The 18,325-nt window shown below is 46.1% G+C and carries 11 protein-coding genes, 1 tRNA gene and 1 pseudogene; all 13 read left to right on the forward strand.

Annotation, left to right across the window (positions count from 1 at the left end; translation table 11 throughout):
- A pseudogene (locus Q7P41_RS07445) lies at positions 1-291 on the forward strand (methyltransferase); the annotation flags it as partial.
- Positions 288-1,145 carry a 16S rRNA (cytidine(1402)-2'-O)-methyltransferase gene (gene rsmI / locus Q7P41_RS07450; RefSeq protein ID WP_303883207.1) on the forward strand — a complete coding sequence of 286 codons (858 nt, stop codon included), beginning with the start codon at positions 288-290 and terminating at the stop codon, positions 1,143-1,145. The pseudogene Q7P41_RS07445 and the gene rsmI, both read left to right, overlap by 4 nt.
- Positions 1,135-3,078 (forward strand): methionine--tRNA ligase, encoded by a 1,944-nt coding sequence (metG, locus tag Q7P41_RS07455; protein WP_303883208.1) that lies wholly within the window; start codon positions 1,135-1,137, stop codon positions 3,076-3,078. Before rsmI ends, metG begins: the two co-directional genes overlap by 11 nt.
- 32 nt (positions 3,079-3,110) lie before the next feature.
- On the forward strand, positions 3,111-3,884 hold the full coding sequence (locus Q7P41_RS07460; RefSeq protein ID WP_303883209.1) for a TatD family hydrolase: 774 nt from the start codon (positions 3,111-3,113) through the stop codon (positions 3,882-3,884).
- Positions 3,885-3,887: 3 nt separating this feature from the next.
- Positions 3,888-5,018 (forward strand): tRNA guanosine(34) transglycosylase Tgt, encoded by a 1,131-nt coding sequence (tgt, locus tag Q7P41_RS07465; protein WP_303883210.1) that lies wholly within the window; start codon positions 3,888-3,890, stop codon positions 5,016-5,018.
- Positions 5,015-6,007 (forward strand): L-threonylcarbamoyladenylate synthase, encoded by a 993-nt coding sequence (locus Q7P41_RS07470; RefSeq protein WP_303883211.1) that lies wholly within the window; start codon positions 5,015-5,017, stop codon positions 6,005-6,007. The genes tgt and Q7P41_RS07470 overlap by 4 nt, the downstream gene beginning before the upstream one ends.
- Positions 6,008-6,069: 62 nt before the next feature.
- Positions 6,070-6,156: transfer RNA gene (locus Q7P41_RS07475), tRNA-Leu, on the forward strand.
- A gap of 192 nt (positions 6,157-6,348) precedes the next feature.
- Positions 6,349-9,891 carry a DNA-directed RNA polymerase subunit beta gene (gene rpoB, locus Q7P41_RS07480; protein WP_303883212.1) on the forward strand — a complete coding sequence of 1,181 codons (3,543 nt, stop codon included), beginning with the start codon at positions 6,349-6,351 and terminating at the stop codon, positions 9,889-9,891.
- The gene (rpoC, locus tag Q7P41_RS07485; protein WP_303883213.1) at positions 9,892-14,847 is read left to right on the forward strand and encodes a DNA-directed RNA polymerase subunit beta'; all 4,956 of its coding nucleotides are present in this window, start codon (positions 9,892-9,894) and stop codon (positions 14,845-14,847) included.
- A gap of 110 nt (positions 14,848-14,957) precedes the next feature.
- Positions 14,958-15,227: a ribosomal L7Ae/L30e/S12e/Gadd45 family protein gene (locus tag Q7P41_RS07490; RefSeq protein WP_303883214.1), complete on the forward strand. Its 270-nt coding sequence runs from the start codon at positions 14,958-14,960 to the stop codon at positions 15,225-15,227.
- 19 nt (positions 15,228-15,246) lie between these two features.
- Entirely contained in the window at positions 15,247-15,618 is a 372-nt protein-coding gene (rpsL, locus tag Q7P41_RS07495) for a 30S ribosomal protein S12 (RefSeq protein ID WP_303881384.1), read from the forward strand.
- A 27-nt stretch (positions 15,619-15,645) separates the two neighbouring features.
- A complete protein-coding gene (gene rpsG, locus Q7P41_RS07500) occupies positions 15,646-16,116 on the forward strand; it encodes a 30S ribosomal protein S7 (RefSeq protein ID WP_303883215.1) in 471 nt (156 codons plus the stop codon).
- Positions 16,117-16,152: 36 nt separating this feature from the next.
- Complete coding sequence (fusA, locus tag Q7P41_RS07505; protein ID WP_303883216.1) at positions 16,153-18,228, forward strand: elongation factor G; 2,076 nt, start codon at positions 16,153-16,155, stop codon at positions 18,226-18,228.
- Positions 18,229-18,325 lie beyond the last annotated feature (97 nt).

Below are 18,325 nucleotides of genomic sequence, written 5' to 3' on the forward strand. Positions count from 1 at the left end.
GAAGATGTAATAAAGGCGTCATTTTACTTGTTAAAGGACAAGGGGAGACTTTATCTTATATTGAGGGCAAAGCGCATCTCAGAGCTTTGCTACTTTCTTGAAAAGAATCGGATGCCGCTTAAAAGACTTAAAGTCGTGTACCCTAAGCCGGGAAGGGAGGCCTCGGTAGTCTTGGTTGAGGCCAGAAGAAATACTGGCAGGGGAGCTTGCATAGAACCACCTGTATATATCTGTGATGAATCAGGAAATTACACGCCCGAACTTCTTTCGGCTTACAAAATAGGTGAATGACGGTGCCTCTTTTTGTCGTACCCACGCCCATCGGCAATTTAAAAGATATAACTTTTAGGGCACTTGATACGATAAAAACTGCAGATGTTTTACTTTGTGAAGATACTAGACGTACCATGAAGCTCCTTAACTATTACGATATTAAGGTCAAAATGCTTTCTTATCACGAACATAACGAAAGAAATCGTACGAAAGAAGTCCTAGATATGTTGAGCAAAGGCTTAAAGGTAGCTTTGACCTCTGATGCGGGTACCCCCTGCATATCTGATCCGGGGTACATTTTGGTATCAGAGGCGATAAAGGCAGGGTTTGAAGTTGACGCACTGCCTGGGCCCTCTGCCATTTTGCCCGCCCTTATCATGTCAGGTCTTCCAATGGATCGTTTCTTTTTTCTGGGCTTTCTTCCGGATAAAAGGGGTCCAAGGAGAAAATTTTTAGCTTCTTTAAAAAAACTTGCCTTTACTTCAATTTTTTATGTTGCCCCCCATAAATTAAAGCGCGATTTGTCGGATATCCTCGGAGTGTGGGGCGACAGGCAAGCTGCCTTGATCAGGGAGATATCCAAATTGCATCAGGAGTGCCGCCGCAACTTGCTGTCCGAACTCTTAAAAGAAGCTGAAGGAATAAAAGGAGAGCTGACACTTGTGGTGGATGGGTCCCAAGATGTATCTCAAAAAGAAGAGGACGACTCTTGGCAAAAAGTGGCCACCCATTTGCGAAATTGTGGTATGCCCCTAAAAGATGTTGCAAAAACGCTATCCGAAAGCTATGGTATAAAGAAAAATCTAGTCAGAAAATTCGTCTTGGATCAAGAAAGATTAGAAAGATTGGAGGAGGAAAAAGATGAATCGTGAAAGTTGCTTTTACATCACAACTCCCATTTATTACGTGAACGACGTTCCTCATATTGGTCATGCTTACACTACGGTGGCCGCCGATGTGATGGCCAGGTATAAGAGGATGCACGGCATTGACGTCCTTTTTTCGACCGGCACTGACGAACATGGTCAAAAGGTTCAGCAGGCAGCCCAAAAAGAAGGCGTGACACCTCAGCAGTTGGCCGACAGGACCGTCCAAAATTTCAAAAACTTATGGGAGAAACTAAACATTTCTTATGACGACTTCATAAGGACTACTGAACCAAGACACATCGAAGTAGTGCAATATATTTTTAAAAAACTTATGGACCAAGGCGATATCTACAAGGGAACATACGAAGGTTGGTATTGTATTCCCTGCGAAACCTATGTATCGAAAAGTCAATTGGGCGAAGACATGATCTGCCCTGATTGCAAGAGGCCTTTGGAAAAGATGACCGAAGAAAGCTACTTCTTTCGCATGTCCAAGTACGAACAGCCGCTTCTTGAGTTTTACGAGAATAATCCAACGGCGATCTTACCTGAATCTCGCTACAATGAGATAGTTAGCTTCATAAGGATGGGGCTAAAAGACCAGTCCGTATCTAGGACAACTTTGAAGTGGGGCATACCAATACCAGGCGATGATGCTCACGTAGTGTACGTTTGGTTTGATGCCCTTATAAATTACCTGACTGTCTGCGGATATCCTGAGGACGAACAAAGGTGGAGGAAATATTGGCCCGTAGTGCATCACTTGGTTGGCAAGGATATACTTCGTTTTCATAGCGTGGTATGGCCTGCTATGCTTCTGGCGCTTGGGGTTAATCCTCCTAAACAGGTCTTCGCTCACGGATGGTGGACCGTTGAAGGAGAAAAGATGTCCAAATCGAAAGGCAACGTCGTGGATCCCTTTGAGATTATCGAGATTTACGGCGTCGATCCCTTTCGCTACTTCCTGCTGAGGGAGGTGTCCTTCGGTTTGGACGGAGACTTTTCGGAAAAGGCGTTGGTGCAGAGGATCAATTTCGATTTGGCGAACGATCTAGGAAATTTGCTATCTAGAACGTTACAGATGGTTGTAAAATATTTTGGCGGAATTGTGCCAGAACCCATGCTTGAGCCCACCAAGGAAGATGCTGAGATAGGAAAAGAAGTAGTTAAAAGACTGATGCAAAAATTTGACAGCTACATGTCTCGTTTTGCCTATGATGAGGCTTTAAGGGAGATATGGGCTTACATTGGTTTGGCCAATAAATATATAGACATAACCATGCCTTGGAAATTGGGGGAGGAAGGCGAAAAGGATCGTTTGAGCAACGTGTTGTACAACTTATGCGAAGCTTTAAAAAACATTGCCCTTCTTGTTGCTCCCTTTATGCCTGAAAAATCGTTTGAGATATGGGAACAGCTCGGCCTAAAGGATAAACTTTCTATGGATAGCTTTGAAACGATGGATAGGCCCTTCCCGGCGGGGACGGCCATCAGTAAAAAAAAGGATGTCCTTTTTCCTCGTATCGATTTTAAAAAATGGGCTGTTGAAAAAGCGGAAAGAGATTCCAAAAAAGGCTTACAACCAGATCCCGGAGAACACGAAGACGAGATATCGATCGATGATTTCAAAAAAGTTGAACTTAGAGTGGCAAAGATCGTTGCCGTTGATCACATCCCCGGAGCCGATAAACTTTATAAGCTGTCGATTGATCTTGGATATGAGCGAAGAATGATAGTTGCAGGTATAAAGGAATTTTATTCCCCAGAGGACCTTGTAGGCAAAAAAATTGTGGTGATATGCAACTTGAAGCCCGCTAAGCTTCGAGGAGTTGTAAGCAATGGAATGCTTTTGGCCGCGGAGTCTCCGGACGGATCCCAACTAGCGCTCCTTACTGTGGACAACGAAGACATACCCTTGGGAAGCCGCGTGCATTGAGCCTATATTAATTTAAGGGAGTTGTAACGGTTGTGTCCCTAGTTGATACTCATTGTCATATATACATGCCAGCATTAAAGTCAAGACTCGATGATGTTCTGTCAAGAGCAGTTGACAGAGGTTTAAGTCGCTTGTTGATAGTTGGAGCTGACGAGGCCTCAAGCTTTGAGGCCCTATCGCTGGCAAAGGAGATATCTTCGATAAGGACATTCGCTGCTGTTGGCGTTCATCCACATGACGCTAAAGAGTTAAATGGAGTAATACCTGAAGAACTCATTTCTTTGGGTGAAAACGAACATGTCATCGCCATAGGGGAGACGGGATTGGATTATTATCGCAACCTCTCCCCTGCCAGTGCCCAGCGGGATATCTTTGCAAAGCACATAGAGTGGGCCAAAAGCTTGAAAAAACCGCTGATATGTCATATAAGGGATGCTTACGATGAGGCGTTAGCTATCCTAAAGTCGGAAGGCGCCCATGAAGTGGGCGGGATTTTGCATTGCTTTCAGGGGAACAAAGATCATGCAATGAGGGCAATCGATATGGGATTTTATATCTCCTTTGCATGTAATATCACGTATAAGAAAAATGAAATCTTAAGAGAAGTGTCCGCGTCCATTCCCTTGGACAGGGTACTTTGTGAAACTGATTCTCCTTATCTTTCGCCTGAAAATTCGCGGGGAAAGGTAAATGAACCGGCCAACGTGAGTTATGTTTATGAGACCATAGCTTCATTGCGGGGCATGCCTTTTGATGAGTTAACAAAAGTTGTAATGGAAAATTCGATCAGTCTTTTAGGATGGTAATTTATGAGAAACTACGATTTTTTTGATTACGAGATTGTTGCGGAATGTCCTCATACAGGAGCAAGAGCTGGAAGGCTTTTAACTCCTCACGGAATCATAGAGACGCCTTGTTTCATGCCTGTTGGCACTCAGGCCACCGTCAAGGCCATGGCGCCATTTGAACTGGAGATGTTAGGAGCTCGGATCATCTTGTGCAACGCTTATCACCTATATTTGCGCCCTGGTATCGATGTCATTGAGAAAGCCGGAGGTTTGCACGGGTTTATGAGGTGGGATAGGGCCGTTTTGACTGACAGCGGAGGTTTTCAGGTTTTTTCTCTGGCTTCTCTCAACAAAGTAAATGATGAAGGTGTTGAGTTTCAGTCTCACCTGGATGGCAGCCGGCACTTTTTATCCCCCGCATTAGTCATGTCAATAGAAGAATCGCTTGGCGGTGATATAGCCATGTGTTTTGATGAATGCACTTCCTATCCTATAACCGAAGATGAAGCTAAAGGGGCGACTTTTAGGACCATAAAATGGGCAAAGTTATGCAAGCAGGCCCATTCCAGGAAGGATCAAGCCTTGTTTGGCATAGTGCAGGGGTCGGTGTTTCCTAGTTTGCGCAAATATTGCAGTGATGCCCTGGTTGACATGGATTTTCCTGGTTATGGGATAGGCGGATTGGCCGTAGGCGAGCCCAGGGAGTTGATGTATGCTACCTTGGAGCTAATGGATCAAGTATTGCCCAAGAATAAGCCTCGGTACTTGATGGGCGTTGGCCATCCTCTTGACATGACGGAAGGGATTGCTAGGGGTATGGACATGTTTGACTGCGTCCTACCGACGCGAAATGCGAGAAATGGCTCCGTTTTGACGTCTAAGGGCAATTTAAACGTTCGAAGGCTTGAACTTCGGGAAGATTTTTCCCCTTTAGATTCGGAGTGCAACTGTTACGTATGCAAAAATTTTAGCCGAGCTTACATTCGTCATCTCCACAAAGCAGGGGAGATCTTGGCCTCAAGGTTATGTACCTGGCACAATCTTCATTTTATGTTAGAGCTTGCGCGTAAATCCAGGAATGCCATTATTGAAGGCAATTTTCCCCAACTCTTGGAAGTTTGCAAAAAAGTATTTGGAGATGAAACTGATTGAAAAGAGCTACCGTGCATAAAGTAGATAAATGGAATCCCGACGTTGAGGTGATAAAGCTCGCCGCAGAAAAGATCAGAGAAAGAGGTTTAGTGGCTTTTCCCACTGAGACCGTATATGGCCTTGGAGCAAATGCTTTAGATGAAGAGGCTGTGAGAAAAATTTTTCTCGCTAAAGGAAGGCCTCAGGACAATCCCTTGATCGTGCATGTAGCAAGTCTGGAGGCAGCACAAAGGATCGCTTACTGTAGTCAAAGGGCCTTAAACTTAATGAAGGCATTTTGGCCTGGCCCATTGACGTTGGTCATGAAGTCAAAAGAGATAGTTCCAAAGATTACAAGCGGAGGGCTTGACACGGTTGCTATAAGGATGCCTTCTCATCCGGTGGCGCTTGCGTTAATAGAAAAATCAGGTATACCCATAGCCGCCCCTAGCGCAAACACTAGCGGAAGGCCCAGTCCCACAAACGCTGAGGCAGTCTACGATGATCTGGGAGATAAGATAGATGTCATACTGGACAGCGGTCCAACCGATGTTGGCGTCGAGTCCACAGTCATCGATGTTACGGGAGAAAGGGTGGTGCTTTTAAGGCCGGGAGGACTGCCCGTTGAGGCCTTGGAGAGTTTTGGCGAAAGGGTAATACTGCCTGAGGGCTTAAATCGAAACGAAAGAACAGACGAAAAAAGGAGGTCACCTGGCACCCGCTACAGACATTATGCACCGAGTTGTAAGGTTTTGTTGTGGAAGGAAGGCGAGGATTGGCCCGAGCTTGAAGTCAAAAAGATTGGTTATTTGGGCATAAGGAAACCGCCTTCAAGCGTGGGCGATGATGTCATCTTATTTGAATCTCTCGAACATTATGCTCGGGGGCTGTTTATGGCTTTAAGATACCTTGAAAAGAGGGGAGTAGAAGTAATCGTTGCTGATTATCCAAAGAAGGAGGGACTGGGTTTAGCCATTAGGGATCGACTTTACAGAGCGTCCTTGGGCTGAGTTTGACGAGAGGTTATGAAACATAGTATAATGACTAATTGCTTAGAACGTGGTTGAAATGAGGGTAGGTGGCGGAAAGGTAGACGCGCTGGCCTCAGGAGCCAGTGGGCGTGATGCCTGTGGGGGTTCAAATCCCCCCCTGCCCACCATTACATGTCTAAATTATATACATAAATCCCTTCAGAAACGTAGAATATCCATAATTACCTCAAATTATGGAAAAGGTCATTTTGTGATATTGACAGAGTCTTTGGCATCTGTTATCATTTTCGCTTGCATTATAAGCAGTTATTCCCTTTTAACCCATCAAAAACATATAATATAGGGAGGTCGTTGCTCCCATGCCGGAGTTTGTAAAAATGGGGAGAAAACGCAAAAGGTTAACCTTTGGCCCTTCAAAGGAGCTAGTTGCTCTACCTTATTTAGTCGAGTTGCAACATGAATCATATAGTTGGTTCTTGCAACCGGATGTTCCTCCAGATTACAGGAAATCCCAGGGGCTTCAGGAATTGCTCGAGGAGATTTTCCCGATAGAAAGTTATGACGGATCCTTTGTCATAGAGTTCGTGCGCTACTACATCGACCCACCCACTTTGACTGAAGAGGAGGCCAGGCAAAAGGACCTGACATGGTCGATGCCGTTACGTGCCACTGTTCAGCTTGTAAATCGCAATACAGGTGAGATAAAAGAAGAAGAAATTTTCCTCGGAGATTTCCCTGTCATGACGGATAGGGGAAGTTTCATAATTAACGGAACGGAAAGGGTTGTCGTGAATCAGCTTGCTCGTTCCGCTGGTGTGTATTTTAGCATCGAATCGGGTTCACCGGGACAGGAAGTGTGTAAAGCTAAAATAATTCCCGATAGAGGCGCTTGGCTCGAATTTGATCTTACTCCAGGTGACGTCTTGTCCGTGAATATAGACAATCGCCGCAAGGTGCCAGCAACCGTATTGCTGAAGGCCTTTGGCCTTAAGGACAACACAGAGTTGCTGAGAACATTTGGCGGTGTTGAAGAGGAATTCGACCTCGTCGAGGAAGATGTTAGAGGACGTCTGATAGCGGAGGATATCATAGATGACGCAGGACATGTCATCATACCTAAAAATGATCGCCTTACTAAAGAACACGTGGAAAAATTGTGGGATAGCGGCCGTACGAAGGTGAGGCTGTGGAATGTAGATCCTGTTTTTCCCGCTACGCTTGAACGTGACGGGACTGACTCTTCGGAAGAAGCGATGTTGGAGATTTTTAAGCGCATGCGTCCCAACGAACCTCTAAGGGTAGAAAACGCAAAGGAGTACGTTAACTCACTTTTCTTCGATACGAGGCGTTATAACCTTGGTCGAGTTGGAAGATATAAGCTAAATCGAAGATTAGGACTTAATATCTCCGAAGAGGTTCGATTGCTCACAATCGAGGATTTAATAACGATAACTAAGGGAATACTTAACTTGAGAGATGGAATAGAGCGAGAGGACGACATAGACCATTTGGCCAATAGGCGCGTGCGTTCAGTCGGCGAACTTCTTCAAAATCAGATCCGCATCGGATTGCTGAGGATGGAACGAATAGCAAAGGACCGGATGACGACCACACCGGATCTTTCTGCCGCTACTGCACATGACCTTATAAACATACGTCCAATTTCAGCGGCTATAAGGGAATTTTTCGGTTCGAGTCAGTTATCTCAATTTATGGATCAAACTAATCCTTTGGCCGATGTAACTCATAGACGCAGATTGTCAGCCATGGGACCTGGTGGCTTAACAAGAGAGAGGGCTGGGTTTGAGGCCAGGGATGTACACCCCTCTCATTATGGCAGGATATGTCCGATAGAAACGCCGGAAGGTCCAAATATCGGATTGGTTACCTCATTGGCCAACTACGCTAAGGTGAATGAATACGGATTTTTAATGTCGCCTAAACGAGTCGTTAGGGACAGCTATGTCACTGACGAGATTGTGTATTTACCGGCCGACGAAGAAGACGAGGCTTTCGTGGCAAGAGCAAACATTCCACTCGATGAGAATGGTCGAATTAATCAAGAAGACGTACACGTCAGACATCGTGGCTCCATAGTTATAGTGCCTCCTGAACAAGTCAACTATATCGACGTGACGCCAAAGCAGATAGTATCGGTATCGGCAGCTTTGATTCCCTTTTTGGAGCACGATGATGCTAACAGGGCATTGATGGGATCCAATATGCAACGACAAGCCGTTCCTCTGATACAAAGCGAGGCCCCCTTGGTTGGGACTGGCATAGAGGAAAAGGTAGCAAGGGATTCGGGTTCTTGTATCTTGGCAAAAAAGGCAGGTACCGTTACATACGTGGACGCCAATAAAATCCAGGTTACTGCCGATGACGGAGAAATCGATACATATACCTTGATCAAGTTTAGGAGATCAAATCAAGGCACAGTTATACATCAATGTCCTGTTGTTAGAAAAGGAGATGTAGTTGAGACCGGTGATTTCCTTGCAGACGGACAGGCTGTTGATCAGGGTGAGTTAGCACTTGGAAGAAATGTATTGGTCGCCTTTATGGGGTGGGAAGGTTACAACTTCGAGGATGCTATTCTCTTGAGCGAGAGGCTCGTAAAAGAAGATATATACACCTCTATTCACGTAGAGGAGTATGAATTAGATGCAAGGGATACGAAGTTAGGGCCCGAGGAGATCACTAGAGACATACCTAATGTTGGTGAAGATCAACTGAAAAATCTGGATGAAAGAGGGATCATTCGAGTAGGAGCCGAGGTAAGGGCGGGAGACATACTGGTTGGCAAAGTTTCTCCAAAGGGAGAAACGGACCAAACACCTGAGGAAAAGTTGCTGAGGGCCATATTTGGAGAGAAGGCGCGCGAGGTTAGAGATACTTCTTTGCGTGTACCTCACGGTGAGGGTGGTAAGGTGGTTGCCGTAAAAAGGCTTTCCCGAGAAGAATATGGAGATGATCTTCCCCCAGGCGTCAACGAAGTTGTTAAAGTTTTTTTGGCCCAGCTCAGGAAAATAACCGTAGGGGACAAGATGGCCGGGCGTCACGGTAACAAAGGCGTGATTTCTCGCATCTTGCCAGTCGAAGATATGCCTTATTTGTCGGACGGCACTCCAGTTGATGTAGTCTTAAATCCCCTGGGCGTGCCAAGTCGTATGAATCTGGGGCAAGTGCTCGAGACTGTGCTGGGACTCGTGGCCTATTACAATGGATGGAACGTTGCTACTCCGGTTTTTGAAGGCGCTTCGGTGGAAGAGATATGTGAGTATATTGAAGAAATTCGAGATCGCAAATTCCCCGATCTTACGAGAGACGGAAGCATTGTCCTTTACGATGGTAGGACTGGCGAACCCTTCGAAAATAAGGTAACCGTGGGATATATGTACATGCTTAAGCTTATTCATCTCGTAGATGACAAGATTCACGCACGATCCGTTGGTCCCTACAGCTTGATCACGCAGCAACCTTTGGGAGGTAAGTCCCAGTTTGGTGGGCAGCGCTTTGGGGAGATGGAAGTATGGGCTTTAGAAGGATACGGAGCAGCCCATACCTTACAGGAGATGTTGACAATCAAGTCCGATGACGTGCAAGGGCGGCTTAAGACCTTTGAAAACATCGTTAAAGGTCAAAATATAGGCACACCTGGCGTACCGGAAAGTTTCCGAGTGTTGATAAAAGAACTTCAGGGATTGGGGCTGGACGTGCAAGTGCTATATGATGGCGAAAGCATAGAGTATGCCGAGGAGGAAGAAAAACATCCGACGAAGGAGCCGGAGAAAAAACCGGTCGAAGTACAGGCGAAAGAAGAAGCGAAAGTAAAATTGGAAGCCAGGATCTTTGGAAATCCAAGCGAGGAAGAGGTTGACCCTGAGGGGGATGATGCATAAATGGATAAGTGTGAGATTGTTGGCGTTCGAATTAGATTGGCGAGTCCGGAAAGGATAAGAGAGCTGTCAAGCGGCGAAGTGAAAAGGCCGGAGACGATAAATTATAGGACCCTTAGGCCTGAAAAAGATGGGCTATTCTGTGAGCGTATATTCGGTCCTGTGAGGAGTTATGAGTGTGCATGTGGAAAATACAAACGCAACGGGCCAAGGTTTAAAGGCATAATCTGCGATCGCTGTGGTGTGGAGGTAACCGATAGCAAGGTAAGGCGGGAACGGATGGGTCATATAGAACTGGCATGTCCCGTTGTTCACATTTGGTATCTGCGCGGCATTCCGAGCAGGCTTAACTTGTTTTTGGGGACGACAGCCAAAGATTTGGAGAGAGTAATTTACTTTGCGCCCATGAGGAGAAGAGAGCTTTTATACAAGGTCGTCATGGAGGGCAAAAGACCTGATTTGGCCAAAAAGGGCGATCTTATCCCTGCCTGTGAAGAGCGCATACATAGGCATTATGATCCAAAGTTTAAGGCAGAAGAGGCTTATCGCATTACCAGCATTGATGATCTACCCTTGAAGGATGGGGATGTGCTCTCGGCTCAGCAAGTATCTCGTTATCGGACGGAGTATGGAGATGACCTCTTTAAGGTTGAGCCGGCTTACACTATAACCGAGATCGAAGAGGGTGCAACCTTGAAGGTAGGGGACGTAGCAAGCCAGAGTGATATCGAACGACTTAAAAAGCAAGGCATAAAAGTCGAATTTGAGAGGTTGGCCATCAAGAATCAGGAAGCCTTTTTGGTAATCGCTACAGTTCGCCTTCCCTTCTCGAAAGATGACATAGTTTCAGCGTCGGAGCTGCAGCTATATATGAAAAATTATCCTGAAAGGTTTGCTTCTCAGCAGGAAACTGTGGTCGTCGAAGATCCATCGTATATAGTGATCGATGGCAGCGATTCTCCTTTCGAACAGTGCGACATCATAATAGAAAGGGAACAAAAGTTATGTAAGGCTTACGATAAGGACTTTGCGGCTGGCATCGGAGCTGAAAGCATTTTAGAGTTGTTAAAGATAATAGATATAGATGAATTGGCTGCATCATTGAGAGAAGAAACCGCAAATTCGACGGGTCAAAAGAAGCGCAGGCTGATAAAGCGCCTGCAGGTTGTCGAGGATTTTAGGAAGGGTGATAGTAAGCCCGAATGGATGATATTAAGCGTCTTGCCCGTAATTCCTCCTGATTTGCGACCGATGGTACAGTTGGATGGAGGAAGGTTTGCTACATCTGATTTAAACGACCTTTACAGGCGTGTTATAAATCGAAACAATCGGTTAAAGAGATTGCAGGAACTTCGTGCGCCCGAGATGATAATAAGGAACGAAAAGAGGATGCTGCAAGAGGCAGTTGATGCCCTGATAGATAACGGCCGAGTTGGCAAAGCTGTCCTAGGAGCGGGCAATCGTCCCCTTAAAAGTTTGACAGATTTGCTAAGGGGGAAGAAAGGTCGTTTTCGTCAAAATTTACTTGGCAAGCGCGTTGATTACTCGGGAAGGTCTGTAATTGTCATAGGGCCTGAGTTAAAACTGTACCAGTGCGGATTGCCAAAGGAAATGGCCTTGGAGTTGTTCAGGCCCTTTGTGATGCATAAGTTGATAGAAAAGGGCATAGCTTCAAATGTGAAAGGGGCAAAACGCATAATAGAGCGCAGAAGAGATGAAATCTGGGAAGCCTTGGAAGAGATAATAAAAGATCATCCCGTCATGCTAAATCGTGCTCCCACGCTTCATAGATTGGGAATCCAGGCCTTTGAACCATTGCTCATGGAAGGCAAAGCCATTAGACTACATCCTTTAGTCTGTACTGCATTCAACGCTGATTTCGACGGAGATCAAATGGCCGTGCACGTTCCTTTATCCTTAGAATCCCAAGCTGAATCAAGAGTATTGATGCTTGCAGGACACAATTTATTATCGCCGGCGCATGGGCGTCCTATAGTCACGCCCACACAAGACGTAGTGCTCGGAATATACTATTTGACAGCCATGGTCGAAGGCCAAAAGGGAGAAGGCATGACCTTTAAGGATATAGAAGACGTACTTATAGCACTTGACCACGGGAATGTCCATCCCCATGCAAAGGTCAAAATGCTGTGGGAAGGAGAGTTCATTGAAACCTCTCCTGGAAGGGTTTTGTTTAACAGCGTGCTTCATCCATCGCTCAGATATATAAACAGACGAATAGCCAAGAAGGATTTAGGGTCAATGTTAGATCTGGCTTTTGATAAGGTAGAACACGAAGATCTCGTAAAAATGCTGGATGGCATCAAGTTCTTGGGCTATAAATGGTTTACTAAAAGCGGCGTTTCTTTGAATATAGACTCCGTCGTCACTCCTCCCGAGAAGGAAGAAATTGTAAGGGAGGCCATGGAAAAGGAAAGCGAACTGAATGCTCAATACGGTATGGGCATTTTGACAGAGGATGAATATCTAAGGGAAACAGAGTTGCTTTGGACTGAAGCAGCGGCAAGAATTGCAGACTGCATATTGGAGCACATGGATGAACTAAACCCCCTTCGGATGATGGTGGATTCCGGAGCGCGTGGCAGTAAAAGCCAGCTGTCGCAGTTGTCCGGCATTCGAGGGGTTATGGCCGATCCATCGGGCAAAGTCATTGACTATCCCATTGTGTCGAACTTTAGAGAAGGCCTAAACATGTTGGAATATTTCATTTCTACCCACGGGGCAAGAAAAGGGCTTGCCGATACAGCTTTGAGGACGGCCAAATCGGGATATTTGACGAGACGTCTCGTTGATGTGTCGCAAGACTTGATCATCCTGGAAGAGGATTGCGGCACCGATAAGGGCGTATTTGTAGCACCCTTGCTTCAAGATGGCAAAGTTGTGATTCCTTTGAGCGAAAGGGTATACGGAAGGACTGCGCTTGAAGATGTGCGACATCCGCTTGAAGGGACGGTACTCGTTAAAGCGGGCGAGATAATAGATCAAGTCAGGGCTGAGAAGATAGAAGCAGCAAATATTGAAGGCATATGGGTGAGAAGTCCCATGACTTGTGTCTTACGCAACGGGATATGTCAGAGATGTTACGGCCTTGACCTGTCTACGAGAAAGCCAGTTGCCATAGGAGAATCCGTGGGCATTGTCGCTGCTCAATCGATAGGAGAGCCTGGTACTCAGCTTACGATGAGGACGTTTCATACCGGCGGAGTGAGGATCACGGGAGAGGATATCACCCAGGGCTTACCCCGCGTCGAACAGTTGTTTGAGGTGAGAAAGCCCAAAAAGATAGCTCTACTTTCTGAAATTGACGGTACAGTGGTTGAAATCCGAGATATGGGAGGAAAGAGAAAGATAGTTATACATTCGGATAGCGGGGATGAGAAAACCACATTTAATGTGCCATCGGCCCAGCTGCTTTTGGTGGAAGAAGGAGATATCGTCAAAAAGGGCCAGATTTTAACGGAAGGCTATATCGATCCGCAACAACTGATGGAAGTAAAGGGGATCGAGGCCGTTCATACATATTTGGTCGATGGAATACAAGAGGTTTACAAGTCCCAGGGAGTTTCTATAAACAACAAACATATTGAAGTTATCTTGCGTAAGGTAGCTCCGGTGAACAAGGTGCGCATAGCCGATGAAGGTGATACTTCTTACGTGGTTGGAGAAATAGTATGGATAGATGAGCTGGAAAAGGAAATTCAAGAAATCCAGAGCCACAATCAGCGTTGCCTGGATGAATCAGTTGCCTTGTTAAAGGGCAAGATTTTGAGAGATGTTATCGGCAAGGGATCTTTAGAGCATGCGGCGCAATATAAAGGGGAAGTACTCGATGAACAGGCAATAAAAATTCTGCTTCAACCCGGCACAGCGCTTACAGAATTGATCGTAGAAGACGAAGGGGAACTAGTTCGTGTCATAGTTGGAGAGTCGCTTTTCCGGCGCGAACTTGAGGGATTAGAGCTCCTTGAACCCTACGAAGTAGGCGACAGAGTGCGCATTGAGGCCAACTCCCCCTTAACCATCAAACAGCTTGCGCTTATAACCCAAGATTTGCGAAAGCCCTTGCAGGTTTTGGATACCGATAAACTCTTCTCGCTCTGCGATGTCACTTATTTGGCTGAAGATGTCCTTTGCGATGGGGAGGTCATTGCACATAAGGATGCACTCTTAACGAAGGATATAGCTCTGAGGTTGAAGGAAAAATCGATCAAGGAAATCAAAATATGGAAGGCACCCGAGACCATAGATCTATCCGACGCAATTCAGGAATATTTGATCAGCAAGATTTGGGGACGCTCGCTGAGCAAGGTCATCGATTCAAGTGGTAACGAACCTGAGGACATTCCTCCCATTGTCGATGGCAGCATAGTTCGCGGAATAATCGAGGGCAAAACAACAGCTATTGAAGCAGACGGTGAGATTTACTCGAGGCAAAAGATACTGCATAGCGTGATGACAGAGAAGATCTATGGCAAAGTTTTGCTGGAACCGGTGAAGGATAATTTGGGCAATATAGTGGTTTCTGCCGGAACGGAGATAAATCAACAAGTCCTGGAGCGCATCATAGAGGTTGAACCTACAAAGATTGTTGTAAGACCCATATTGGCCCTTTCTCAAGTCGAAAGGTTAATTCAAAGGGTTATCTTCGTGAGAAAGCTTCGCCAAGAGCCAATATGGAAACCGGTGTTATTGGGGATCACCAAGGCTGCCCTTGCAACTGACAGTTTCCTATCTGCGGCATCATTCCAGCAAACGGCTCAGGCCTTAGCTTCTGCTGCCGTTCGTGGCGAAATAGATTATCTGAGAGGTTTAAAGGAAAACGTCATAATTGGACATCTGATTCCCGCTGGCACTGGAGCAGCCGCAAATCGCAACTTTGAAATAGTGGAAGCCGAGGGAGAAATTTCGTACGAACCTGTGTCCGTGGATCGTTCATGATAAGGTCTGTTTCGATCATGGGGTCGATCTGCAAGGAAGACCCCACTTGACATAAAGTCCCAGCGTTGATATTATTCCACGGTGCTCATGTCGTTAAGAGGAGGTTTGTCATGCCCTTACATGAGCTTGTTGAAAGCGATCGCGTCGTAGGAGCCAAAAGTGTTTTACGTAGATTACTAAGATCTGAGATCAAGAAGATATTTTTTGCACGTGACGCCGAAAGAAAGGTCATCGAACCCATATTAAAGGAAGCAGAGATTAGGGAAATACCCGTGGAATGGGTTGATAATTCCAAGATATTGGGAAGGGCTTGTGTCATTGAAAGACCAGCGGCTGTAGCCGGTTTGTTAAAGGATAAACAGACAAAGGAAGCTCAATAAAGCTAAAGGGGGGACTTTTGTGGCTACCATAAATCAGCTAATACGTCAAGGCCGTAAGGGAAAGAAGAAACGTTCTGGTGCTCCTGCGCTTCAGGGAAATCCTCAAAAAAGAGGCGTTTGCACGAGGGTATATACCGTCACTCCCAAGAAGCCGAACTCTGCATTGAGGAAAGTGGCTCGCGTGAGATTGACGAATGGTATTGAAGTGACCGCCTACATTCCAGGCATAGGCCATAACTTGCAGGAACACTCAGTGGTATTAGTTCGGGGGGGACGCGTCAAGGATTTGCCGGGCGTCCGTTATCATATAATACGCGGGGCACTTGATTGTGGCGGCGTGGAAAATCGCCGTCAGAGTAGATCTAAGTACGGCGTGAGAAAGCCAAAATAGCCAAGAACAAGCGAGGAGGTTGATGTCATGCCGCGAAAGGCGCATGTGGCAAAAAGAAAAGTTGATCCTGATCCGTTATATAAGAGCGAGGCCATAGCTAAGTTCATTCATTGTCTAATGTACGACGGCAAGAAGAGCGTTGCTGAACGCATTGTTTACGAGGCCTTGGAACAAGCTGGAAAAAGGCTTAATGTTGCCCCCGATGAAGTGTTCGAAAAGGCCCTGGAAAATGTTAAACCCCTAGTTGAGGTCAGGCCTAGACGTGTCGGAGGAGCAACTTATCAAGTACCGGTCGAGGTGGCACCTTATCGGGCCCAGGCGTTAGCAATACGGTGGATTATAAAGAGCGCCAGGTCTCGTAAGGGAATTCCCATGATCGAATGTTTGGCCAGGGAATTTATCGATGCCTACAAAGGAGAAGGTACAGCTATAAAGAAACGAGAAGACACACATAGAATGGCGGAAGCGAACAGGGCATTTGCCCATTATAGATGGTAGGAAACAGGTATCATGCAGGGTGGTGATTTGTAAAGCATGAGCGACGGAGGAATAGATATTCGAAGCATTCGAAACATAGGCATAGCAGCTCATATTGATGCTGGCAAGACGACGACTTCGGAGCGAATATTGTTTTATACTGGTAAAATCCACAAAATAGGCGAGGTTCATGAAGGCGCTGCAACCATGGATTTCATGGAGCAAGAGCGTGAGCGGGGTATTACCATATCTTCAGCGGCTACTACATGCTATTGGAAAGATTACATGATTAACTTAATTGATACACCCGGGCACGTGGACTTTACGATGGAGGTTGAACGCTCCCTAAGAGTGCTAGACGGGGCAGTTGCCGTATTTTGCGCTGTTGGCGGGGTGGAACCTCAGTCAGAAACTGTATGGCGTCAGCTTGATAAATACAGGGTGCCGAGGATTGCCTTTATAAACAAAATGGATAGAGTTGGCGCTAACTTTTTTGATGTCATGAGGCAAATAAATGAGCGATTGGGGGCAAATCCAGTTCCCATTCAATTGCCCATGGGCGCGGAAGATGCCTTTAGGGGCATTATTGACCTGGTTGGGATGAGAGCCATTGAGTATGCAGATGAACTGGGCACTCGCATGGAGTTGGATGAGATACCGCAAGCATATTTGGCTGAGGCTCAAAAATGGCGCGAACATTTGATAGAGGCCTTGGCTGAAATAGATGACAAAATTATGGAAGCCTACCTCGAAGGAAAAGAGGTTTCTGAAGAGAAGATTCGAAAAGCATTGCGCCTTGGGACCATCGATCTAAAGTTGGTTCCACTTCTTTGTGGATCTGCCCTTAAAAACAAGGGCATTCAACTGTTGCTTGACGCTATCATTGACTACCTTCCATCTCCTTTAGAAATTCCTCCGGTCAAGGGCGTTGATCTAAAAACTGGAGAGGAAGTGGTGCGCCACACTGATCCAAAGGGGCCCTTTTCAGCTTTGGCTTTCAAGGTCCTGGTGGATCCCTTTGTGGGCAGAGTGGTTTATACAAGAATATATTGTGGGACATTGCATACTGGCATGACGGTCTTTAACGCAAATACTGAGAAAAGAGAGCGTGTCGGTAGAATATTGAGGGTTCATGCTAGCAAGCGCGAAGATATTGAGTCCGCGCCAGCCGGTACGATCGTAGCGCTACCCGGTTTAAAAAGCACTCGAACGGGCGATACCCTATGTGACGAAAGAGAGCCCATAATTTTAGAGGGCATGAATATCCCGGAGCCCGTGATTTCTCTAGCCATCGAACCGGCGAGCAAGGCAGATCAAGTCAAATTGTCAAAGGGTTTAGCTGCCATGTCGGAAGAAGACCCTACTTTTAGGGTTGCAATAGATCACGAGACTGGCCAGACGATAATCTCTGGCATGGGTGAACTCCATTTGGAGGTCATAGTGGAGAGGTTGAGAAGGGAGTTTGGGGTCGACGTGAGGGTTGGCAAACCTCAGGTTGCCTATCGTGAAGCGATCAAAAAACCTGCGGCAGGAGAGGGCAAATTCATACGTCAGTCTGGCGGTCGAGGTCAGTACGGCCACGTAGTGCTCGAAATAGAACCAATGTCAGGACATGCGGGTTACGAATTTGAGGATAAAATTGTTGGTGGCGTTATACCTAAAGAGTTTATACCAGCTATACAAAAAGGAATAGAAGAAGCTCTTACCAGTGGCATTATAGGAGGGTACCCCGTCATAGGAGTCAAGGTTTCTTTGGTGGATGGAAGCTTTCATGAGGTTGATAGCTCCGAGATGGCCTTTAAGATAGCTGCCTCCATGGCCTTTAAAGAGGCCATGAGAAAGGCTAATCCTGTATTGATGGAACCAATCATGGAGGTAGAAGTAGTAACTCCGGAAGAATATTTAGGCGATGTGATTGGAGATCTGTCATCACGAAGAGGTCGCATTGAAAACATGACCACTCGATCAGGAGCTAAGGTTGTGAAGGCTTATGTACCGCTGGCGGAGATGTTTGGCTATGCCAGTGCGCTGAGGAACAAGACATCTGGTCGAGCTACCTTTACAATGCAATTTAGTCATTACGAGGAAGTGCCGCCCGAAGTGGCCGAGAAGCTTTTAGCATCGGCGTCTTAGACGTCCGTTTATTAACAATTTAGGCAAATTATTAAATTTTTTAGGGAGGCTGACAAGCATGGCAAAGGCAAAGTTTGAGAGGGTAAAACCACATTTA

Source organism: Acetomicrobium mobile (genome assembly GCF_937920065.1).